The sequence below is a fragment of the Pantoea sp. Fr-CA_6 genome (genome assembly GCF_024520895.1).
In the GTDB taxonomy this organism is placed as follows: Bacteria; Pseudomonadota; Gammaproteobacteria; order Enterobacterales; family Enterobacteriaceae; genus Pantoea; species Pantoea agglomerans.
In genome coordinates this window covers 70,450-93,362 of the sequence record NZ_JALNPO010000008.1, presented here as the reverse complement: position 1 = coordinate 93,362, position 22,913 = coordinate 70,450, and the positions used below count along the sequence as shown (strand labels likewise).

The 22,913-nt window shown below is 56.2% G+C and carries 18 protein-coding genes; 4 read left to right on the top strand and 14 right to left on the bottom strand.

Features of this window, described 5'->3' with window-relative positions:
• Positions 1-68: 68 nt before the first annotated feature.
• From NR201_RS15410 to trmJ, 3 genes are all read right to left on the bottom strand, one after another.
• Entirely contained in the window at positions 69-1,229 is a 1,161-nt protein-coding gene (locus NR201_RS15410) for an IscS subfamily cysteine desulfurase (protein WP_010671315.1), read from the bottom strand.
• 88 nt (positions 1,230-1,317) lie between these two features.
• Positions 1,318-1,815 (bottom strand): Fe-S cluster assembly transcriptional regulator IscR, encoded by a 498-nt coding sequence (iscR, locus tag NR201_RS15405; protein WP_010257591.1) that lies wholly within the window; start codon positions 1,813-1,815, stop codon positions 1,318-1,320.
• Positions 1,816-1,945: 130 nt separating this feature from the next.
• Complete coding sequence (gene trmJ / locus NR201_RS15400; protein WP_163762455.1) at positions 1,946-2,698, bottom strand: tRNA (cytosine(32)/uridine(32)-2'-O)-methyltransferase TrmJ; 753 nt, start codon at positions 2,696-2,698, stop codon at positions 1,946-1,948.
• A gap of 132 nt (positions 2,699-2,830) precedes the next feature.
• On the opposite strand from trmJ, the gene suhB reads away from it, so the two are divergent.
• A complete protein-coding gene (gene suhB / locus NR201_RS15395; RefSeq protein WP_008926709.1) occupies positions 2,831-3,634 on the top strand; it encodes an inositol-1-monophosphatase in 804 nt (267 codons plus the stop codon).
• A 151-nt stretch (positions 3,635-3,785) separates the two neighbouring features.
• Here suhB and NR201_RS15390 read toward each other — a convergent pair whose 3' ends face one another.
• From NR201_RS15390 to NR201_RS15380, 3 genes are all read right to left on the bottom strand, one after another.
• A complete protein-coding gene (locus NR201_RS15390; RefSeq protein ID WP_010257601.1) occupies positions 3,786-4,799 on the bottom strand; it encodes a TIGR04086 family membrane protein in 1,014 nt (337 codons plus the stop codon).
• 204 nt (positions 4,800-5,003) lie between these two features.
• Positions 5,004-5,984: a nickel/cobalt transporter gene (locus NR201_RS15385; protein WP_256849942.1), complete on the bottom strand. Its 981-nt coding sequence runs from the start codon at positions 5,982-5,984 to the stop codon at positions 5,004-5,006.
• Positions 5,975-6,601 carry a DUF1007 family protein gene (locus tag NR201_RS15380; protein WP_010257608.1) on the bottom strand — a complete coding sequence of 209 codons (627 nt, stop codon included), beginning with the start codon at positions 6,599-6,601 and terminating at the stop codon, positions 5,975-5,977. Before NR201_RS15380 ends, NR201_RS15385 begins: the two co-directional genes overlap by 10 nt.
• A gap of 155 nt (positions 6,602-6,756) precedes the next feature.
• Here NR201_RS15380 and csiE point away from each other — a divergent pair, with 155 nt between their 5' ends.
• Positions 6,757-8,025, top strand: coding sequence for a stationary phase inducible protein CsiE (gene csiE, locus NR201_RS15375; protein WP_010671313.1), 1,269 nt, complete (start codon positions 6,757-6,759; stop codon positions 8,023-8,025).
• Here the strand turns inward: csiE and NR201_RS15370 are convergent.
• Together NR201_RS15370 and glyA are read right to left on the bottom strand one after the other, a co-directional pair.
• Positions 8,007-9,155 carry a 3-phenylpropionate MFS transporter gene (locus NR201_RS15370; RefSeq protein WP_033772425.1) on the bottom strand — a complete coding sequence of 383 codons (1,149 nt, stop codon included), beginning with the start codon at positions 9,153-9,155 and terminating at the stop codon, positions 8,007-8,009. The genes csiE and NR201_RS15370 overlap by 19 nt on opposite strands.
• A gap of 128 nt (positions 9,156-9,283) precedes the next feature.
• Positions 9,284-10,537, bottom strand: a complete 1,254-nt coding sequence (gene glyA / locus NR201_RS15365) for a serine hydroxymethyltransferase (RefSeq protein ID WP_010257616.1) — start codon at positions 10,535-10,537, stop codon at positions 9,284-9,286.
• A gap of 327 nt (positions 10,538-10,864) precedes the next feature.
• Between glyA and hmpA the strand changes: the two genes are divergently transcribed.
• Complete coding sequence (gene hmpA / locus NR201_RS15360) at positions 10,865-12,049, top strand: NO-inducible flavohemoprotein (RefSeq protein WP_124890208.1); 1,185 nt, start codon at positions 10,865-10,867, stop codon at positions 12,047-12,049.
• A gap of 201 nt (positions 12,050-12,250) precedes the next feature.
• Here the strand turns inward: hmpA and glnB are convergent, their stop codons facing one another.
• From glnB to purL, 5 genes are all read right to left on the bottom strand, one after another.
• Complete coding sequence (glnB, locus tag NR201_RS15355) at positions 12,251-12,589, bottom strand: nitrogen regulatory protein P-II (protein ID WP_003848647.1); 339 nt, start codon at positions 12,587-12,589, stop codon at positions 12,251-12,253.
• Positions 12,590-12,773: 184 nt separating this feature from the next.
• Positions 12,774-14,108, bottom strand: a complete 1,335-nt coding sequence (glrR, locus tag NR201_RS15350; RefSeq protein ID WP_010257627.1) for a two-component system response regulator GlrR — start codon at positions 14,106-14,108, stop codon at positions 12,774-12,776.
• Positions 14,108-14,776, bottom strand: a complete 669-nt coding sequence (gene qseG, locus NR201_RS15345) for a two-component system QseEF-associated lipoprotein QseG (protein ID WP_033758654.1) — start codon at positions 14,774-14,776, stop codon at positions 14,108-14,110. The genes glrR and qseG overlap by 1 nt, the downstream gene beginning before the upstream one ends.
• Positions 14,777-14,779: 3 nt before the next feature.
• The gene (locus NR201_RS15340; protein ID WP_010257633.1) at positions 14,780-16,207 is read right to left on the bottom strand and encodes a HAMP domain-containing sensor histidine kinase; all 1,428 of its coding nucleotides are present in this window, start codon (positions 16,205-16,207) and stop codon (positions 14,780-14,782) included.
• Between the two features lie 579 nt (positions 16,208-16,786).
• The gene (gene purL, locus NR201_RS15335; protein WP_061901198.1) at positions 16,787-20,674 is read right to left on the bottom strand and encodes a phosphoribosylformylglycinamidine synthase; all 3,888 of its coding nucleotides are present in this window, start codon (positions 20,672-20,674) and stop codon (positions 16,787-16,789) included.
• 267 nt (positions 20,675-20,941) lie between these two features.
• Between purL and mltF the strand changes: the two genes are divergently transcribed.
• Entirely contained in the window at positions 20,942-22,408 is a 1,467-nt protein-coding gene (mltF, locus tag NR201_RS15330) for a membrane-bound lytic murein transglycosylase MltF (RefSeq protein WP_033758659.1), read from the top strand.
• Here mltF and tadA read toward each other — a convergent pair.
• Entirely contained in the window at positions 22,405-22,896 is a 492-nt protein-coding gene (tadA, locus tag NR201_RS15325) for a tRNA adenosine(34) deaminase TadA (RefSeq protein ID WP_010671307.1), read from the bottom strand. The two genes, mltF and tadA, sit on opposite strands and share 4 nt — an antisense overlap.
• Positions 22,897-22,913: the final 17 nt, after the last annotated feature.

The following is a 22,913-nucleotide window of genomic DNA, read 5'->3' as shown; positions in this document are numbered from 1 at the left end:
AACAGATTCCGTCAGGTGTTGCCAGCGAAGTGCAAATATAGGCGCAATTTCCGGACTATGACCGGGTGTCAGGATTTCATTAAGGCCCGCAGACGGGTCACTGATTTCTGCACCAGGGCAATGGCGTAGTCGATCTCTTCCTCGGTTGTGAAGCGTCCCAGCGAGAAGCGCAACGAACTGTGCGCCAGCTCTTCACTCAGGCCCAGCGCCCGCAATACATAGGAAGGCTCCAGGCTGGCGGAGGTGCAGGCCGATCCGGAAGAGAGCGCCAGATCTTTCAGCGCCATGATCAGTGATTCACCCTCAACGTCAGCAAAACTGAGGTTAAGAATGTTCGGTGCGCTCTGCTGCAGATCGCCATTGAGGGTGACGTCGGGCAGTGTGCTGATGCCCTGCCACAGGCGATTGCGCAGAGTCTGCAGTCGCGCCATCTCGGTTTCGCGCTCTTCTGCTGCGATACGATACGCCTCGCCCATGCCGACAATCTGATGCACCGGCAATGTCCCGGATCGCATACCGCGTTCATGTCCGCCGCCGTGGATCTGCGCAGCAATCTGCACACGCGGTTTACGCCGGACATAGAGTGCGCCGATGCCTTTCGGGCCATAGAGTTTGTGGGCAGAAAAGGACATCAAATCAACCGGTAACTGGCTGAGATCGATAGGCAGCTTGCCGACGCTTTGAGTCGCATCCACATGAAACAGAATCTCACGTTCGCGGCAGAGTTCGCCAAAGGCGGCGATATCCTGAATCACTCCGGTTTCATTATTAACGTGCATCAGGGTGACTAAAATCGTGTCGTCGCGCAGCGCCGCACGCAGCTGGTCAGGCGAGATAATGCCGTTAGCCGCCGGGGTGAGATAAGTGACAGCAAAGCCTTCACGCTCAAGCTGCTGGCAGCTATCAAGCACCGCTTTATGTTCTGTCTGGCTGGTGATGATATGTTTGCCGCGCGCCTGATGGGCGTGAGCTGCACCTTTAATCGCGAGGTTATCGGATTCAGTGGCGCCAGAGGTAAAGATGATTTCACGCGGATCGGCATTGACCAGTTCGGCGATCTGATTACGCGCAACATCAACCGCTTCTTCAGACTGCCAGCCAAAACGGTGCGATCGCGAGGCCGGATTACCGAACGTGCCATCCAGCGTCAGAAACTGCATCATTTTGCTGGCCACACGCGGATCGGCCGGCGTGGTGGCGGCGTAATCCAGGTAAATCGGTAATTTCATTGCGCTACAGCTCCGTATAAAAAATCATACGTCTTTATAGCAGATTCGGCCCTGACCGCGTTAGCAGTAAGGGCCGCAACAGCGGGGATTACGAGGCGCGTTGGTTGACGTTAATTTCCTGCGTGCGCGGGCTCTGGAAGCGACGATTATCAATCGCATTCTGACGATCGGCTACATCCAGGATCTCCTGATTATTCACCAGCTCAGCCAGTGTAATATTGTTCAGGAAGTCACTGATACGCACGCTCAGATCGCGCCACAGCACGTGAGTCAGGCAACGCTCGCCGCCCTGGCAGCCTTCTTTACCCTGACATTTGGTGGCATCAACAGACTCATCAACGGCGGTGATCACTTCACCGACAGAGATGGTATTAGACGCTTTGCCCAACAGATAACCGCCGCCCGGACCACGTACGCTGGACACCAGCTCATTTTTACGCAATCGGGAGAATAACTGCTCCAGATAGGAGAGCGAAATGCCCTGACGCTCTGAAATATCAGCCAGCGGGACCGGACCTTCATGGGAGTGAAGGGCAACGTCCAGCATTGCAGTAACGGCATAACGTCCTTTGGATGTCAGTCTCATAGCGTACGACCTCAATAGCGTCCGGTTATCGGAGGATTAGCAACAGATGCTCTGAAGTCTGCCATTCCCGAGTAAATTGGTCAACTATTTAACCTGGTAAATTAGTCAGGTATTTAACCTGGTAATTCACTCAACTATTATCTGCTTCTTTTTTATCGTTTTTTCGCTTTTCAAACGACGAAAGCATGCCGCGCAGGATGTTCAGTTCGTCGCGTTCCGGGCGGGCGCGGGTGTAAAGACGACGCAGTTTGCTCATCACCTGGCCAGGATTGGCTTCACGGATAAAGCCGCTGTTCAGCATCATCTGTTCCATATGCTGATAGAAGCGCTCGAGATCATCCACCAGCGGATAAGGTGACTCTTCATACTGTGGCGGCGGGCTGGCCTGCTCCTGCGCCTGTAACCATGCCATGCGCACTTCATAGGCGATAATCTGTACGGCCATCGCCAGATTCAGCGAGCTGTATTCCGGGTTTGCCTGAATTGCGACGTGATAGTGGCACTTCTGCAACTCGTCATTGGTCAGGCCGACACGTTCACGACCAAATACCAGCGCAACCGGTGCCTGCTGGCTCTCTTCCACGCTTTTCACGCCACATTCGCGCGCATCCAGCATCGGCCAGGGCAGCGAGCGGGAGCGTGCGCTGGTGCCGACCACCAGACTGCATCCGGCAATGGCCTCATCCAGCGAGTCGACAATTTTGGCGTCGCCGATAACGTCGCTGGCACCGGCCGCGAGTGAGATAGCCTGTGAGTCAGGCTTGACCAGCGGGTTAACCAGATAGAGGTTGGTTAAGCCCATGGTTTTCATGGCGCGCGCAACGGAGCCCATGTTACCGGTGTGAGAAGTCTCGACCAGCACGATACGAATATTTTGCAACATGATTAGGGATACTCAGAAACGGGTCAGTAAAATCAGTAGAGAGAATATTAACATAAAGCAGGACATTTACCGAACACGCTGCTATACTCCGCGCCGTTTTCCCCGTTCTTTAACATCCAGCGAGAGATACCGATGCATCCAATGCTCAACATTGCCGTGCGCGCAGCGCGCAAGGCCGGAAATTTAATTGCCAAATATTATGAAACCCCGGACGCCGTCGAAGCCAGCCAGAAAGGCAGCAACGACTTCGTAACGAATGTTGACCGCGAAGCAGAACGCCTGATTATCGAAATTATTCGTAAATCTTACCCGAAACATACCATCATCACTGAAGAAAGCGGTGAACTGGCGGGCGAAGATCAGGATGTTCAATGGGTTATCGATCCGCTGGATGGCACCTCAAACTTCATCAAACGTTTACCCCACTTTGCTGTTTCTATCGCTGTGCGCATTAAAGGCCGCACTGAAGTCGCCGTCGTTTACGATCCAATGCGCAATGAACTCTTCACCTCTTCACGCGGTCAGGGCGCTCAGCTGAATGGCTATCGTCTGCGTGGCAGCACGGCACGCGATCTGGATGGCACCGTTCTGGCGACCGGCTTCCCGTTCAAAATGAAGCAGCACGCGCCGGCTTACATGAATATCATGACCAAACTCTTTACCCAGTGTGCTGACTTCCGCCGCACCGGTTCTGCTGCGCTGGATCTGGCCTATGTGGCTGCCGGTCGCGTAGATGGCTATTTTGAGATTGGCCTGAAGCCGTGGGATTTTGCGGCGGGTGAACTGCTGGTCCGTGAAGCGGGCGGTCTGGTGACCGACTTCACCGGCAACCACGGCTATCTGCTGTCAGGTAACCTGGTCGCGGGTAACCCACGTGTGGTGAAATCGATGCTGTCGAACATGCGTGATGAGCTGAGCGAAGCGTTAAAGCGCTAAGTCTCAGTACAGAAAAAGGCGGCTTCTCAGCCGCCTTTTTTATTGCCTGTTACTCAGTGATGAGCTGAGCGAAGCGTTAAAGCGCTAAGCCTCAGTACAGAAAAAGGCGGCATCTCAGCCGCCTTTTTTATTGCCTGTTACTCAGTGATGATTAACGACGTTCGTGTGACAGCACCTGACGAGGCTGAGTACGACGACCTACCATACCCATCACGCCTGCCAGCACCGCTTCGATGATCAGCAGAATCAGGGCATACCAGCTCGCTTTCGCAGTCGCGGCAGCGGCTTTTTCACCGGCTTCACGCGCTTTCTGTTCAGCCTGCTGTTTCAGTTCCTGATACTTCTGAACGGCCTGCTGATAGCTCTGTTCAGTTTTGGCCACGATCTGATCCACTTCCTGATCGCTTTTGCCGGTGCGCGCTTTGATAATATTTTTCAGCGCATCACGATCGGCTGCCTGCAGGGTATCGGAATGACGATCCATCACCCCTTTTAACCAGTTAGCCAGATCAGTATCCGCTGTCTGTGGATGGTTTGCGGTGTTGTTAGCCTGGTTTTCAGCATTCTGCGCTTCTTTATTTGCATCCTGCTTTAAGTTCTCTGGCTGTAATTCCGGTTTCCCGGTCTGGCGTAAAGTCGTTTCCAGTTCGTTCTGCAGGTTATCTAAATTAATATTACTCTCCTGCAGTTTGTCTTTTGCCATTTGGGTAACGGATGGCGCAGCGGCGGAAATACCACTACCCAGCGCCTGGAAGCCTGAGCCCACAATATTCATCGCGCCGCCTAATACACTGGTCGCCAGCGCAATAGCCAGGTAAATAGTGAAAATTGTGCTAAGGCCAAACATCAGTAAACCGTGCAGTGCGCCTTCGCGCTGAGCCAGTCGGCCTGCAACATAACTACCTGCAGCCATCGCGACCAGCATTTCAATGGCAGTCCAGACCAGCGCGCCTGTGCCCAGGCCGTCGAGTGGATTCTGTTCTTTCATCGGATCAATGGTTGTTGCACCAATGGCGGTTCCCAGCAGCGTCAGAATAATGTGAACGATCAACGCACAAATGACACCGGCAAACACGGCGCTCCAGGAAATACGTTTTAACGGCAATCCAGCAGGCCCGGTCGCCAGCGTTTCGGTGTAGCCATTATTAATACGGGTATCAGCCATGAAATATACTCCTCGCAATAAACAGAAAGCGGTCTTGATCTTTTATCATCCCGACGGCGGAATGCCGTTTTGGTATTATCAGCGTAGACAGGGAATAGTCATTTCACCACTAAACCAGCCAGAGAAAAAAATAAAGAGATGAATTCAGAGATAATTAACGAAGAGAAGAGCGCAGCGGCAATTTTATTTCCGCTGCGCTTTTATTCAGAAAGGTCGAATTCCGCCACCCAGCGTCATCTGCGCTGACTGCCATAGCGCGATACCCGCTACGATTAAAATCAGGCTGCCGGTTAAGGCCAGCGCGGGGATCAGCAGTCGCGTCATGCCTGCGGTAACGCCAGGCTGTGCCAGCCGTTGCGCCACCGTGCGCGCCTGCTGAACCAGCAGGCCAATCGCCGAAATGGTCAGTGCCGTGCCCAGCGCCATCACCGCAGCAGAGATCACCCCCCAGCCATAGACACCAATCACTTTGGCAAACAGCAGCATCATAATCGCGCCGGAACAGGGACGTAATCCCATCGACACCACCACCAGCAGCTGGGTTTTCACGCTGAGATTGCCGCTCATCTGCTGCGGTGTCGGAAGATGCGCGTGTCCACATCCGCACTGATCGTCATGCTGATGGTGAGGTTTGAAGGCGCGAAATACCGGGGCCGGACGCGGACGCAATGTCCGCCACAGCGAACGCAGCGCCCGATAACCGATCATCACGCCCAGCCCGATCACCAACAGATAACTGCCCTTCTCCAGCCAGAAACTGCTGAGATGCAGCTGTCGCGATGACGTTTTCAGCAGCAACAGCATCACCGTCACCAGGACAATCGCCACCGAACCCTGCAGCAGTGAGGCGAGCAGCGTCAGCCTGATACTGGTTTTCACTCTGGTGGGATGGGTCGCCAGAAAAGTCGCGATCACCACTTTGCCATGGCCCGGCCCCAGCGCGTGCAGTACGCCATATAGCAGGCTGAATATCACCAGCGAAATGCCTGCCTGGTGGGGCTGCTCCGCAACCTGCTGTAGCAGCTGGGTCATCTGCCGATGCAGATCTTTTTGCCACAGTACGCTCTGCATCAGAATCTGCGGCCAGCAGAGCCAGACCAGCAACGCGCTGCTCAGCAGCACGCCCGCCATCAGCCACAGCGGCCAGAGGCGGGAAGCCCGTAACGGTGGGGAGATTACTGACATGTCAGTATCACCGTCTGGGCAAACTGGCGGCCTAAATCCATCTCCTCTGCAGGCGCGTCGGCTTTATCCAGCGACAGCGCATACTGCTTCAGTGAATCATTGGGCTTTGGCGTGTTCAGCGCGAACTTGCAGCGCGCCTGCAGCGCCGTCGGCAGCGTTAACGCACCAGGATTGTCATAGAACATATCGACGAAATAGGTGGGATCAAAAGTCAGGATCTCAAAGCGCTGCCCGGTCAGCTTCGGGGGTTCCGCCAGCGGCAGAATAAATTCCAGCACCGCTTTATGGCCGTTACGTGACAGGTTGTATTCGGTTGGCAGATTCAAAAACTTTACCCGCTGTTGGTTGTGCCAGATTTCAGAAAAGTAGTGCTGGCCCAGCACGTTCGCCATCACGCCTGCCGCCAGCTTCTTCCACACCACGCTGCCTGGTTTCGCCTCGCCCGCGTCGTAAAGCAGATCGGCGGAGGTAATCTCATCCATGGTCCAGGTCATCTTTAATCCGGTAAAGGTGTCATCCTGCGCCACCAGTTCGGTTTTCATATCGATGAAGCTGTGAGGATGTGCCATTACAGCCGGACTTAATACCATCAAGAGGGCAAAGAGTGTGCGTTTCATAATGTTATAAAGTAACGTTCCCGATGAAAAGAATCTATAAGTAACAAAATTTTGTGACCCGCCTTAAACCTCCGGCAAATAAACCGCGTAAACCGCGCAGGCGCTGACGGGGTTGACTATTCTTAGCTCAAAATAGCCTGCTGGAAACCTGATTGATGAGTTCTGCTACCCCTTTGGCACCACTCTTCACCCGCTCACAGCGTCAGTGCCATCTTTTATTGCTGCTGTTTCTGCCGACACCCGTGCTTACGCTTGAAAAAGTCTGCCAGCTGAATGGCGTCGATCCTGCTGTTGCCCGACAGGATATCGCGGATGTGGGCCTTGAGATACAGCGATATCACCAGCTGGAATTGCATCAGATGGTGGATGGCAGCTTTCGTCTTCATGGCACAGAGTTGGATCGGCGCCTCTGTCTGCTGCACAACCTGCGACGCAGTTTGCGTTTATCGCAGGATTTCGTCTGCGATCATTTTGCAGCCCCCCTGCGTCAGCGCCTGAAGGTGATGAAGATTGAGAAGGCGCTGTGGGATGAGACCAATTTACAGGCGCTGATCCAGCACTGTAGCCTGCGTCTGAAGCGCGATTTCAGCGAACGCGACCGGCTTTTTCTGCAGATTTTCATGAAATATGGATTGTGCCAGCGCCAGCCGGTGCTGTTCAGTGAGGCGCAGTGTCACTGGCTGCAGCAGAAGGCTGAGCGGCAGGCCGCCGAGGATGTAATTCACCACTGGCGCAAACGCTGCCACCTTGCGCCGCCCGTCAGTGAAACCGACTTCTGGACACTGCTGTTCAGCCAGATACATACGCCTGTCGTGGATGCGATTGCACATCCTGCTGAGCAGCAGTTAATGGCTGCGACCCAACAGTTGATTAATGACTTTGAACGGTGTGCCGACATCACTTTTGCTGATCGCGACGAGCTGCTTAACCAGCTCTATCCTCATCTTGCACAGGCGCTGGATCGCACCCACTTCACTATCGGCATCGACAACAGCGTGGCGCTGGATGTCAGCCGCCTCTATCCCCGCCTGTTGCGTACCACTCAGCAGGCGCTGCAGGCGTTTGAGCAGCAATACGGGATTGCGTTCAGCCCGGAAGAGGTGAGCTTAATCACCGTTATTTTTGGTGCCTGGCTGATGCAGGAGAATGCGTTGCAGGAGAAGCAGGTGCTGATTCTGACGGGTGACGATACCGATCTGGAGCAGGATGTGGAGCAGCAGATCCGGGAGATCACGCTGCTGCCGATCAATATTACCTATCAGGACGTGAAACAGTTTCAGCGGGATGGCGCACCGCGGGATGTGGACATCATCATTTCGCCCTACCCCACCTCGCTGCCACTCTTCTCTCCGCCGCTGGTGCATGCGGAGCTGCCGCTGACGTTACACCATCAGCAGCGGATTCGTTATTTACTGGAGTCGTAGCCGGGACGCAGAAATAGCGCGGGCAGTGCCACCAGTGCCATCACCCAGAACAGATGCCCCTGCAGATGAGCGAACAGGACGCCGCAGATCATGGTCATTATCGCAATGCCACCCCCCATCGCCAACGCGGAATAGAGCGACTGCAGACGGATCACTTCCGCTCCCTGACGCGCCGCAATAAAACGCATCGCCGCCAGATGACAGACGGTGAAGCTGCCACAGTGAAGAATTTGCGCCACAATCAGCAGCGGCAGCGCGGTAGTGGCCCCCATCAGACTCCAGCGGATCAACGCACAAATGCCCGAAAGCAGCAGCAGATCGCGCGCGCTCCAGCGGCGGAACAACCGGTTGCTCAAAGCAAACACGACGATCTCGGCCACCACGCCCAGCGACCAGAGATAACCCACCGTGGAGGCGGAATAGCCACTCTCCTGCCACCAGATAGCACTGAAGCCGTAATAGGCGGCGTGCGCACCCTGCAGCAGTGTTACGCAGAGCATAAATCGCCATACCGCATTCTCACGCAGCAATTCACGCCACACCTGCCAGCCGCCGCCCGCCGCGCCCTGCCGTTCATTACCCTGTGGCTGGGTGGCGGGTGACAGCATCATGCCTGCCAGCATAGAGATGACGCCGACGGAAAGTAGCAGCAGAATGGCGTTTGAAGAGTAAGCACTGACCAGCACGCCGGTTAATGCCGAGCTGATCACAAAGGCTAGCGAACCCCACAGCCTGACCGGCCCATACGCCAGCCCTATCTGCTGTGTCCAGGTGGCGGCCAGCGCATCGCTAAGCGGGACCAGCGGCGAGAAAAAGAGGTTAAAGCCGATCATGACCGTCAGCAGCCACATCCACTGCTCACCCACCCAGAAACCGGCAGCGAACAGGCAGGTCATCAGCGCCAGCAAACGCAGCGCCGTAATCAACCGTGAAGGATTTTTGACCTGAGAGGCGATAAGCAGACTGCCGACAAAGCGTGCCACCATGCCACAGCCGAGCAACAGGCCAATCTTTTCAGCATCGAGACCGGTGCCTTTCAGCCACACGCCCCAGAATGGCAGATAAATGCCGTAACAGAAGAAGTAAGTGAAGTAGCCCAATCCGAGCCATCTGGCGGAGCCGATTGCCATATTCCCTCCAGCAAGAGTGCTGCATGGCAGCATGAGTGGGCGCTACTCTGGCAGAGCGCCGCAGGACAGGCAATAAAAAAGGATGGCTGATGCCATCCTTTGTATGCTGTCTCACAACAGGTTAACGATTAAGCGTAGACCGGCAGACGGCTGCAGATTTCCAGTACTTTCTTTTTGGTGCGCTCAATGGTCGCTTCGTCATTGACGTTATCCAGCACATCCGCGATCCAGCCAGCCAGCTCACGCACGTCCGCTTCATTGAAGCCACGACGGGTAACAGCTGGCGTACCGATACGGATACCGGAAGTCACAAACGGGCTTTTCGGATCGTTAGGCACGCTGTTTTTGTTAACCGTGATGTTGGCACGGCCCAATGCCGCATCCGCTTCTTTACCGGTCAGGTTTTTGCTCACCAGATCGATCAGGAACAGATGGTTATACGTGCCGCCAGAAACGATGTCATAGCCACGCTCAATAAGCACCTCAACCATCGCTTTGGCGTTTTTTGCCACCTGCTGCTGGTAGGTTTTGAATTCCGGCTCCATCGCCTCTTTGAACGCAACCGCTTTACCAGCGATAACGTGCATCAGAGGACCGCCCTGACCGCCAGGGAAGACAGCAGAGTTCAGTTTCTTATAGAAATCTTCGTCGCCGTTTTTCGCCAGAATGATACCACCGCGCGGACCCGCCAGCGTTTTGTGAGTGGTAGAGGTCACGATGTGCGCATGCGGGATCGGACTCGGGTAAACGTCTGCAGCAATCAGGCCGGCAACGTGTGCCATGTCCACAAACAGCCATGCACCTACGCTATCCGCGATTTCGCGCATTTTCGCCCAGTCGCAAACCCCGGAGTAAGCTGAGAATCCGCCAACGATCATTTTTGGCTTGTGGGTTTTCGCCAGTTCAGCCAGCTCGTCGTAGTCAATTTTACCGGTCTCATCGATACCGTAAGCCACGACGTTATAGAGTTTGCCCGACAGGTTAACCGGTGAGCCGTGAGTCAGGTGCCCACCGTGCGCCAGGTTCATCCCCAGAATAGTATCGCCCGGCTGCAGCAGCGCGGTGTAAACCGCAAAGTTAGCCTGTGAACCTGAGTGTGGCTGCACGTTAGCGTAATCGGCACCAAACAGTTCTTTTGCGCGATCGATCGCCAGCTGCTCAACGATATCAACATACTCACAGCCGCCGTAGTAGCGTTTGCCCGGATAGCCTTCAGCGTATTTATTGGTGAGCTGAGAACCTTGTGCCTGCATAACACGCGGGCTGGTGTAGTTTTCAGAAGCAATCAGTTCAATGTGCTCTTCCTGACGCACTGTCTCCTGCTCCATCGCCTGCCACAACTCGGCATCGTAATCGGCAATGTTCATATCACGCTTTAACATCCGGATCTCCTGACTCAGCTAACTTTCTGACGGTATTTACCCCCCTTCAGGGGCGAAGGCCCACAGTGTAAACCGTTTTAACAGGTGAAGGTAGGGTGAACCTCCTCTTTTTACGCAAACGATTGGCTGGCTACTGGCAGGGCTTTTTTACACCTTTTCACCCTGTTCAGACGCCACAATTTTTCTTCAGGATGTGACGGCGGTTTCTCAGGATGCACCAAAAAGTTGCCACTTTGACAACCGAGAAATTTATCGGGTTATTTACACCACAGGCGAGACGGCTATAAGATGCATTTAAAATACATCTTTAAATGAGAGGCCGCTTTTATGCTTGATGCACACACTATCGCCACGGTTAAATCGACCCTGCCTGCCATCGCCGCCTGTGGTCCTGCGCTTACCGCACACTTCTATGACCGCATGCTGTCGCACCATCCTGAACTCAAAAATGTTTTCAATATGAACAACCAGCGCAATGGCGATCAGCGTGAAGCGCTGTTCAACGCCATTTGCGCCTATGGCGCGAATCTGGAGAACCTGGCCGTCCTGCTGCCTGCGGTGGAAAAGATTGCACAGAAACATACCAGCCTGAATATTCAGCCTGCGCAATACGCCATCGTCGGTGAAAATCTGCTGGCAACCATTAAAGAGCTGCTGAATCCGGGTGAAGAGGCGCTGGCAGCCTGGGGCCGGGCCTATGGCGTACTGGCAGATGTGTTCATTAATCGCGAAGAGGAGATTTATCAGGCGACGGAGCAGCAAACCGGTGGCTGGCGCGGCACTCGTGCGTTTCGCATCAGTGCTGTTGAGCAGCAGAGCGAGGTGATTAAAAGCTTTACCTTCAGTCCGGTAGATGGCGGCCCGGTAGCGGCCTTTAAACCGGGTCAGTATCTGACGGTGCATCTGCAGCCCGCCAGTTTCGAACATCACCAGATTCGCCAGTACTCGCTTACTCACCTCAGTAATGGCAAAGATTACCGGATTGCGGTGAAACGTGAAGCGCAGGGCACCGTCTCCGGCTGGCTGCATCAGAATGGCAAAGTGGGTGATGAGCTGATGCTGGCCGCACCGCATGGCGACTTCTTCCTTGAGGTCGATGCTGCAACCCCGGTGGCGCTGATATCCGCGGGCGTGGGTCAGACGCCGATGCTGGCCATGCTGCATGCCCTGGCGGCCCGCCAGCACCGCGCGCCGGTCAGCTGGCTGCACGCAGCAGAGAACGGCAAACAGCATGCATTTGGCCCGGAAGTGATAGCAACGGGCGCGCAGCTCACCGATTTCGTCAGTCAGGTCTGGTATCGCGATCCCGCCGCTGAAGATGCCGGTCGCTATGACGCGCAGGGTCTGATGGATATCACCGCGATCTCCGCACGTCTCGCCTCACCCGACACCCACTTCTACCTCTGCGGTCCGCTGCCCTTTATGCAGCATGTGGTGGCGCAACTGCGTGATGCCAGCGTGGCAGATACACGCATTCATTACGAACTTTTCGGCCCGCACAAAGGGATGTAAATCTGGCAGCAACGAATTAGCCTAAAGCGAAGGGAACACGGGCAGAAGAGGAAAGCGTCCCGCGCCAGGACGGCGCGGGCCGAGCGTGCCATGGATGGCGGGTTTTGCGTCTTTCCGATCTGACCGTGTTCCCTGAGCAGGCACGATCGCACAATCATCCGTATCAGGTTCCTCAGGCATAAAGAGCTGATAAAGATATAATCAGATCGCCTCTTCATCCTCTTCGCCAGTACGGATGCGCACCACGCGCGCCACGTCGAAGACAAAGATTTTACCGTCACCGATTTTGCCGGTCTGCGCAGTACGCATAATGGTCTCGACGCAGGTATCAACGATATCGTCGCCCACCACCATCTCGATTTTCACTTTAGGTAAAAAGTCGACCATATACTCTGCGCCGCGGTAAAGCTCGGTGTGCCCTTTCTGGCGGCCAAAACCCTTTACTTCACTCACGGTCATCCCGGTGATGCCGACTTCCGCTAAGGCTTCACGGACATCATCGAGTTTGAATGGTTTGATAATCGCATCAATCTTTTTCATGTCAGACCCTTTTTCACTCCCTCCATGGTCAGAGGGTTTATCAAGTATAAATGTTGCTGGCGCTGTCGGGCGGTAATATCCGGGATTCTTCAGGTTGCCGCAAGCGCTGCCAGATTATGCTGACCGCACCCATTCTGATTCGGGCCTGAGCAGGCAACCTGCCGGTATCACTCCGCAGCCTCCGCTACTCTTTGAAATCACTGGCATCCAGCTCATGACGAGACAGCAGCTTATAGAACTCCGTGCGGTTGCGTCCAGCCAGACGTGCGGCATTGGTTACATTGCCTTTGGTCATCTGCAACAGCTTACGCAGATAGTTCAGCTCAAACTGATTGCGCGCCTCTGCAAAGGTCGGCAAAGCACTATTCTCACCGCTTAACGCCTGCTCCACCAGCGCATCGCTGATCACCGGCGATGAGCTCAGCGCTACACATTGTTCAATCACGTTAACCAGCTGACGCACATTGCCCGGCCAGCTGGCCGCCATCAACCGCTTCATCGCATCAACGGAAAAACTGCGGATCTGCGGTTTATGCCGTTCCGCCGCCTGACGCAACAGATGATTAGCCAGCAGCGGAATATCTTCAGTGCGCTGATGCAGCGCCGGAATCTTCAGGTTCACCACATTAAGACGATAGAAGAGATCCTCACGAAACTCCTTTTTCTCCATCGCCTTTGGCAGATCGCGATGCGTGGCTGAAATAATGCGCACGTCAATCTCAATATCATGATCGCTGCCCAGCGGCCTGACCTTACGCTCCTGCAACACCCGCAGCAACTTAACCTGTAGCGGTTGCGGCATATCGCCAATCTCATCCAGGAACAGCGTCCCGCCACCTGCAGTTTTAAACAGACCATCACGGGCACTGACTGCGCCGGTAAAGGCCCCTTTGGCATGCCCGAACAGCTCTGACTCCAGCAACTGCTCCGGCAGTGCGCCACAGTTAATGGCGACAAAGGGCTTGCCGTTTCGCGGGCTGGCAGCGTGAATCGCCTGAGCCAGCATCTCTTTACCGGTGCCGCTCTGCCCGTTAATCAGCACGCTGACGTCCGACTGCGCCACCATATGTGCCTGCTCCAGCAGCCGCAACATCAGCGGGCTGCGGGTGACGATCGCTTCCCGCCAGCGGTCATCGCTGACCGGCGCCTGCTGAGCCAGTGCTTCATCAATCGCTTTGTAAAGCGCATCTTTATCCACCGGTTTAGTCAGGAAGCTGAAGACGCCCTGCTGCGTGGCGGAAACCGCGTCCGGGATTGAGCCGTGCGCCGTCAGGATAATCACTGGCAGACCGGTGTGGCGTTTCTGGATCTCGCCAAACAGCGCCAGACCATCCATCTCATCCATCCGCAGATCGCTGATCACCAGCTCGATTTTTTCTTTCTGCAGCAGACGCAACGCTTCGGGTCCGCTGGCCGCGGTGGTGACCTGATAACCTTCGCTGCGAAGACGCATGCCCAGCAGCTTCAGCAGGCTGGGATCGTCATCCACCAGCAGCAGTTTTGCCGCTTGTCTGACCATTATTGCTCCTCATCCTGCGGCAGCGCAGTGCCATGGCCGCTGTCAGACACATCCGGGGCTTTCCGCGATGAAAGCTGGCGCTCAATATCAGTAAGTCGCTCCAGCTTATGCTGCGTGTCGCTGAGCTGCTGCTGCTGTTTAACCATCTGCTGGCGTATCGCCTCCAGCTGGGTATCGCTGCTCTGTTGCAGATGAACATATCGGGTGCGCGCTTCACTCAGGTCGAGCTGCGCGGCCTGATTACTGCGCCACAACTGGAGCAGCGGACGCACAGACTGCGGGAAATCGCTGCTGTAGCGATCCAGGGTTTCAACATAGCGACGACGCTCCACTGGCGTCACGTTGCCGTTCGACATCAGCACGCCCTGCTTGAAAGCGCGCGACCAGCTCTCAACCGGCCAGCGGTGAGCTTCGGCTCGGGCCTCGGCGGGGGAAAGGCGTTCAGCGCAATCGATGGCCCGCATCCAGTAGAGGGGATTACTCAGTGCCGCGCTATTCTCTATCGTCCACAGGTCACTGCAGCGGGTCGCCAGGTAATCAGCCACGCTGACCTCGGGTTCCGCTACCTGATGGCCTGACGGCAGGGATGAGGTGGCCGGGGAGGTCGTACATCCGCTGAGCAGCAGCGTGGTCAGTGTGCTCAACAGCAAAGCGGGTAAATATTTCATCAGTCAGACATTCCCGGCTGTGGTGTTCAGTTCAATTCGAAAACAGACGTCAGCCTGCTCGCAGGAGACCAGCGTCAGGTCGCCATGCATCCGGCGCAGGCAATCTTTGGCAATACTCAATCCCAGCCCGCTGCCTTTTACCGGCCCTTTGCGCTGCTGGCTACCCTGGAAAAAAGGTTCGAAAATCATTGCCTGCTCTTCCGGCGGGATCGGCGTACCGCTGTTCGCGACATCAATCCAGACCCGATCGCCCTGCTGCTGACTGCGCAGCCAGATGGTACCGGATTCGCTGCCGTAGTTCACGGCGTTCGAATAGAGATTATCAATGACCCGCATCAGTAACATCGGTTCGGCAAGGCAGTGACTGACCTCCAGATCGACAACCGTCTGCATGAGTTTGGCGCGCGCCGAGAGTGCGTGTGCATTCACTACCCCCTCCACAATTTCCGCCACGCTGACCGGTTCCAGCTGGATCGGGCCATCTGCCAGTTTACGGTTGTAATCAAGCAGCTGTTCAATCAGCCGCTGCAGATGACGGCTGCTGCCGTCGAGGATAGTGACCACCTCTTTTTGATCGGCGTTCAGCGAACCGGCTACCTCGTCCGCCAGCAGTTCGGTGCCTTCACGCAGGCTGGCCAGCGGCGTTTTCAGTTCGTGAGAAAGATGACGCAGGAATTCATGGCGCTGCGATTCCAGCCACTGAAGCCGTTCGCTGAGCCAGACGATGCGCTGTCCCAGCGAGCGTAACTCGCGCGGGCCGCGAAATGTCACGCTGTTACCCAGTTCCCGGCCTTCGCCAAGCCGGTTGATCATCCGCTCAATACGCTTGACCGGCCCGATAATCATGCCGGTAAACAGCGTCATCAACGCCAGACTGATGATAAACAGAATCAGCGCCTGCCAGCCAAAAAACTGGCCGCGATCGGCAATTTCGCGCTGCAGCTGAAGGCCGCGCGAAAACACCACTTCGCGCGTGTCCTGCACCATCTGCGCATTGGTGGCAGAAAAACGATCCAGCGCCTCTGCGGCAGGCGTAACCGGATTACCGTTATCGCACTTTAACGGTGTCAGCAGCGGCAACGTCGCCTGTAAAGTCTGGAATGCGGGCAGCTCGGGCAGGCTGGCGCTGTGCGAACTCAGCATCTGGCTGTAGCGGGTGTGCTGGGTCTGATAAAGGCGCGCCAGCGAGGCATCATCCAGCACGCAGTACTGGCGATAGCTGCGCTCCAGCTCAACCGCCGTTCGCGCCATCGCCTCACTTCTGCGTACGTCGGTGAAGGTATTGCGGTTGGTATCCGCTGCCTGTTCGCTTAACGCAGAGAGACTTTCCCACGCCTGCCAGGCCAGCACCAGCAACGGCAGCAGCACCAGTACAAATGCCATCAGCACCAGCTGACGCAGAGAACGGGGAAATAAACGCCATTTTTTCACGCAGCCGCTTCCTTAAGATTTGCTGTCTGGATGCTAACGGACTCTGTCAGCGGAAGAAAGGTGTCGGCGGAAGAAAGGGGAACAAAAGAAAACGGCAGGCTCGATGGCCTGCCGCTGGCACGACGCGTGATGCATCGCGTAAAAATGGGTGGAGCCTTACTCAACGTTACGTCCGGTGTTTGATAACGCAAGCGATTATCGGTCAGTTGGACGGCAGGCTCCGTTTGGTGCGTCATTCGGGCTTTATGAGCTCTTCTCCGCTAAGCGGGGCAATCATAAACAGGTGAATGAGCAGCTGCATGAGTATAGCAAGTTCCATGCCAGAAAATAAATCATTATATTTTTCAGCAGATTGAATAAGCTTACCGGACAACTGTTGCGCAAAATCTGATTACAGTAAGGGAAAACTGTCTCCGCTGAGCGACATGAAATCGCGCCGGATGGGCGTTCATTAAAAATCAACGAGATAGATGTCGCCAAAAAGAGACAGTACGACATGCTCATTGTCGCCATTTGCCAACAGAGTCACAAAAAAGAGCAGGAGGCACACTGGCCTCCTGCTCTTTTCAGCGGATTACATTAACCCAGCTGTTTACGCGCATTGCGGAAAATACGCATCCACGGGCTGTCTTCGCCCCACTCTGCCGGATGCCAGGAGTTGCTGACGGTGCGGAACACCCGCTCCGGATGCGGCATCATGATAGTGACGCGACCACTTTCGTTGGTCACGGCAGTGATGCCGTTTGGTGAGCCATTCGGGTTAGCCGGATAGGTTTCTGTTACCTTGCCGAAGTTATCGACAAAGCGCAGTGCCACCAGCCCTTTCGACTCCAGCGCCGCCAGATGCGAAGCATCACGCACTTCAACAAAGCCTTCACCGTGCGAAACGGCGATAGGCATATGCGAACCGGCCATGCCGTCCAGCAACAGCGATGGACTGGCGGCCACTTCTACCAGACTGAAGCGCGCTTCAAAGCGCTCAGACTGGTTACGCACAAAGCGCGGCCAGAGATCGCTGCCTGGGATCAGTTCACGCAGATTAGACATCATCTGGCAGCCGTTGCAGACGCCCAGCGCCAGAGTTTGCGGACGATGGAAGAAGGTTTCGAACTCGTCACGCACGCGCGGATTAAACAGAATCGATTTCGCCCAACCCTCACCGGCACCCAGCACATCGCCGTAGGAGAAGCCGCCACAGGCGACCAGCGCCTGGAACTCTTCCAGGCCGCGACGTCCGGCCAGCAGATCGCTCATGTGAACGTCAATGGCGGTGAAGCCAGCCCGATCAAAGGCGGCGGCCATCTCTACATGGGAGTTCACGCCCTGCTCACGCAGCACCGCGACCCTTGGACGTGCGCCAGTGGCGATCATCGGGGCAGCAACATCTTCCTGCGGATTAAAGGTCAGATTAACGTTCAGGCCAGGATCGCTGTCGTTTTTCTTCGCTTCATGCTCCTGATCGGCACACGCCGGGTTGTCGCGCAGACGCTGCATCTGCCAGGTGGTTTCCGCCCACCAGGTACGCAACGTGTTGCGGCTTTCACTGTAGACCGCGCTGTCACCAGAACGGATCACAAAGCGATCGCCCGGCTGCGCGCTGCCCAGCAGATGCGTCGAGTCGGCAAGGCCGTGATCCGCCAGGATCTGCTCAACCACGGCGCGATCGGCGGCGTTGATCTGAATCACCGCGCCCAGCTCCTCGGTAAACAGGGCGGCCAGCGCATCGTTACCCAGCGAGGCGATGTCAACGTCGATGCCGCAGTGACCGGCAAACGCCATCTCGGCCAGCGTCACCAGCAGACCACCGTCGGAACGATCGTGATAAGCCAGCAGTTTCTGCTCAGCCACCAGCGCCTGGATGGCATTGAAGAAGCCCGCCAGCTGAGCGGCATCGCGCACGTCGGCAGGTTTGTCGCCAAGCTGACGGTAAACCTGCGACAGCGCGGTTGCGCCCAGCGTATTCGCGCCGTTGCCCAGATCGATCAGCAGCAGCAGATTATCCTGATCGGCCTGCAGCTGTGGCGTGACGGTGCGACGGACATCTTCGACGCGGGCAAAAGCGGTAATTACCAGCGACAGCGGTGAGGTCATTTCGCGCTGTTCGCTGCCTTCCTGCCAGCGTGTTTTCATCGACATCGAATCTTTACCGACCGGGATAGTGATCCCCAGCGCCGGGCAAAGCTCCTCGCCGACCGCTTTCACCGCCGCATATAAACCGGCATCTTCACCCGGATGACCGGCTGCGGACATCCAGTTTGCGGAAAGCTTCACACGCTTCAGCGAACCAATATGGGTAGCCGCCAGGTTGGTCAGTGCTTCACCGACGGCCAGACGACCCGACGCCGCGAAGTCCAGCAGTGCAACCGGTGAACGTTCGCCCAGGGCAAACGCTTCGCCGTGATAGCTGTCGAGGCTGGCGGTAGTCACCGCACAGTTGGCAACCGGGATCTGCCACGGTCCCACCATCTGGTCGCGCGCAACCATGCCGGTCACGCTGCGGTCACCGATGGTGATCAGGAAGGTTTTTTCCGCCACGGCAGGCAGATGCAGCACGCGGTTCACCGCATCGACCAGCGTAATGCCGTCACGCTGCAGGGCAGTACCCTGGGTCTGCTGCGTCACCACATCCCGCGTCATCTTCGGCGTTTTGCCCAGCAGGACATCAAGTGGCATATCGATCGGCTTATTACCGAAATGACTATCTTCCAGGCTCAGGTGCAGCTCTTCGGTGGCTTCACCAATGACCGCGAACGGTGCGCGTTCACGCTGGCAAATTGCCTCAAACTGCGCCAGCTGATCGGGTGCCACTGCCATCACATAACGTTCCTGTGATTCGTTACACCAGACCTCCAGCGGACTCATGCCTGGCTCATCACTCAGGATGTCACGCAGGTTAAACCGGCCGCCACGACCGCCATCGCTGACCAGCTCCGGCATCGCATTGGAGAGGCCGCCAGCGCCCACGTCGTGGATAAACAGAATCGGGTTCTCATCGCCCAGCTGCCAGCAGCGGTCGATCACTTCCTGACAACGACGCTCCATCTCCGGGTTATCACGCTGTACCGAGGCAAAGTCGAGATCGGCATCAGACTGACCCGAGGCCATTGATGATGCCGCGCCGCCGCCCAGGCCGATGTTCATTGCCGGACCGCCCAGCACCACCAGCTTCGCGCCTACGGTGATTTCACCTTTCTGCACGTGATCGGCACGGATATTCCCGATGCCGCCCGCCAGCATAATCGGCTTATGGTAGCCACGCAGCTCAGTGCCGTTGTGGCTGGTGACCTGCTCTTCATAGGTACGGAAGTAACCATTCAGAGCCGGACGACCAAATTCATTGTTAAATGCAGCACCGCCCAGCGGGCCATCGGTCATGATTTCCAGCGCGCTGACGATGCGGGCCGGTTTGCCGAAGTCCTCTTCCCACGGCTGTTCAAAGCCAGGGATACGCAGGTTCGATACGGAGAAACCGACGAGGCCCGCTTTTGGCTTCGAACCCCTTCCGGTTGCGCCTTCATCACGGATTTCACCACCGGAACCGGTCGCAGCACCGGGCCACGGCGAGATGGCCGTTGGGTGGTTATGGGTTTCCACCTTCATCAGGATGTGTGCGGCTTCCTGATGCCAGCGGTATTCGCTCTCTCCGGCGTCAGCAAAGAAGCGGCCAACCTCTGAGCCTTCCATCACAGCGGCGTTATCTTTGTAAGCAGAGAGCACGTAGTCCGGCGTCTGCTCCATGGTGTTTTTGATCATCTTAAACAGCGACTTTGGCTGTTTCTCGCCGTCGATAATCCAGTCGGCGTTGAAGATCTTGTGACGACAGTGCTCAGAGTTCGCCTGCGCAAACATATAGAGTTCAATGTCGTTGGGATTGCGGCCCAGTGCGGTAAACGCCGCCACCAGATAGTCGATTTCATCGTCGGCCAGCGCCAGACCCAGTGAGATATTCGCCTGAACCAGCGCCTGACGGCCCTCACCCAGCAGATCGACACTTTTCACCGGCTGTGGCGTGTGATGCGCGAACAGCTGTTCAGCCTGCGCCAGATCGCCGAAGACCGTTTCCATCATCCGATCGTGCAGCAGTGTGCCCAGCGTTTGCCACTGTGCTTCCGTCAGTTGTGGGGCCTGTACATAAAAGGCCAGGCCGCGCTCCAGGCGACGTACCTGCGGCAGGCCGCAGTTGTGGGCAATGTCAGTGGCTTTGGATGACCAGGGCGAAATGGTGCCGGGACGAGGCGTCACCAGCAGCAGACGCCCCTGTGGGGCATGTTCAGCGAGAGAGGGACCATATTTCAGCAGGCGCTGCAGACGGCTCTGTTCGTCAGCGCTTAAGGGCGTGCTGACATCAGCAAAATGGATGTACTCAGCGTAAATATCACTCACCGGCAGATGAGCGTCCTGAAAGCGGGTCAGCAGTTTGTTTACACGAAATGCCGACAGGGCGGGCGAACCACGCAGAATTTCCATTAATAAATCTCTCGTCAGGGCGCCGGGCGACGCTTCATTGGGCGCAACAGGGAAAACGGGGCGTATTATAGAGAAAGCGACCTCGCGACGAAACCGTTTGCGCACAATTTTTGGCGACCCGGATTTGCCTGAATTTTGCGCAAAAGCTGCTATAAAAGTTGCTCAGCGTGATTTTGTTGCGCAAAATGCCCCTCGCTCTGGGAGTTCAAAGAAGACAAATACTGCCTTTAAAAGACAGAGGCCTTAGAGCCAGCGAGAGATAACTATTTGAAACGCCTAAAATTTAATTATCTGTTTATCGGTCTGGTTGCCGTGCTGTTAGCGTTAGCGCTATGGCCATCCATTCCCTGGTATGGGGGTGGGCAGGACCAGATTTCACAGATTAAATCACGGGGAGTACTGCGTGTCAGTACTATCAATTCCCCGTTGACTTACTACACAGTGAACCAATCTCCGGCCGGTATGGATTATGAGCTGGCAAAACGCTTCGCCGATTATCTGGGCGTCAAACTCAAGGTGACTGTACGTCCCAACCTGAGCGATCTGTTTGACGATTTAGATGATGGCAAAGCCGATTTGCTGGCCGCGGGTCTGAACTACAACAGCGAACGCCTGACCCGCTATCAGACCGGGCCAGGCTACTACAACGTTTCGCAGCAGCTGGTCTATCGCGTGGATAAGCCGCGCCCTAAAAACCTCGGTGACTTAAAGGGGCGGCTGACTGTTGCGTCAGGATCGGCGTATCTGTCAACGCTGAAGAGCGCGCGGTCAAATCAGTACCCCGATCTGGACTGGGCGATCTCCACCGATCAAAGTCCTAAAGCCCTGCTCGAAGCGGTGGCAGACGGCAAGCTCGACTATACGATTGGCGACTCCGTGACCATCGCTCTGCTGCAGCGCATCTATCCGCAGCTGGCGGTGGCGTTTGACGTCACTGACGAAGAGCCGGTCACCTGGTATGTGCGGCACAGCGATGACGACAGCCTGAATGCCGCGATGCTCGACTTCTTTAACGGTATGGGTGAAGAAGGGGCGATGGCGCGGCTGGAGGAGAAATATCTCGGCCACGTCGGCACCTTTGATTATGTCGATACCCGCACTTTCCTGCGCGCCATCGACAACACGCTGCCTGACATCAAACCGCTGTTTGAGAAGTACGCCACCAGCATTGACTGGCGACTGCTGGCGGCAATCTCCTATCAGGAGTCGCACTGGAACCCGCAGGCCACCTCCCCTACCGGCGTGCGCGGCATGATGATGCTGACCCGTAACACCGCTGAGAGCCTGGACGTGGGCGACCGGACCGATCCCGAACAGAGCATTCGCGGCGGCAGTCAGTATCTGCAGGATATGATGGCGAAGGTGCCGCAGACCATCCCGGAAGATGAGCGCATCTGGTTTGCGCTGGCGGCCTATAACATGGGCTATGCCCATATGCTGGATGTCCGTAAACTCACTGCCCGCCAGGGGGGTAATCCGGATAGCTGGGCGGATGTGAAGCTGCGTCTGCCCATGCTGAGCCAGAAGCGTTACTACACCCAGACGGCTTATGGCTATGCCCGTGGGCATGAAGCCTATAACTATGTGGAGAACATCCGCAAATATCAGTTAAGCCTGGTGGGTTATCTGCAGGAGCAGGAAAAGCGCCTGGCGCAGCAGGCTGAAGCACAACAAGCACAGGCCGAACTGGCCAAAGGCTATCCGGCGGTCGAACCGAAGATCGCCATGAACTAATCCTGGCGTTGCGCCTGCCGCAGCGCTTTTTTCTGCTCGCGACGCATACGGAAGAAGTCGCTCAGCATAGCGGCACACTCTTCAGCCAGCACGCCGCTCTGTAATTCAACCTGATGATTCATGCCGGGGTGACCCAGCACATCGAGCAGCGATCCTGCCGCTCCACTTTTGATATCGTGCGCACCGTAGACCAGCCGGCTGATGCGGCTGTGAACCATGGCGCCGGCGCACATCACGCACGGCTCCAGCGTCACGTAGAGCGTGGTGTCCAGCAGACGATAATTTTCCAGTACTTTACCGCCCTGCCGCAACGCCATAATCTCCGCATGCGCCGTCGGATCATGCTGGCCGATGGGCCGGTTCCAGCCTTCACCGATCACCCGGTCATTCTGAACCAGCACCGCACCCACCGGCACTTCGCCCTGCTCCCACGCCCGGCGCGCCAGGTCAAGCGCATGGCGCATCCAGTATTCATCTTGTTGTTTCATGCTGACCACTCCGGGCG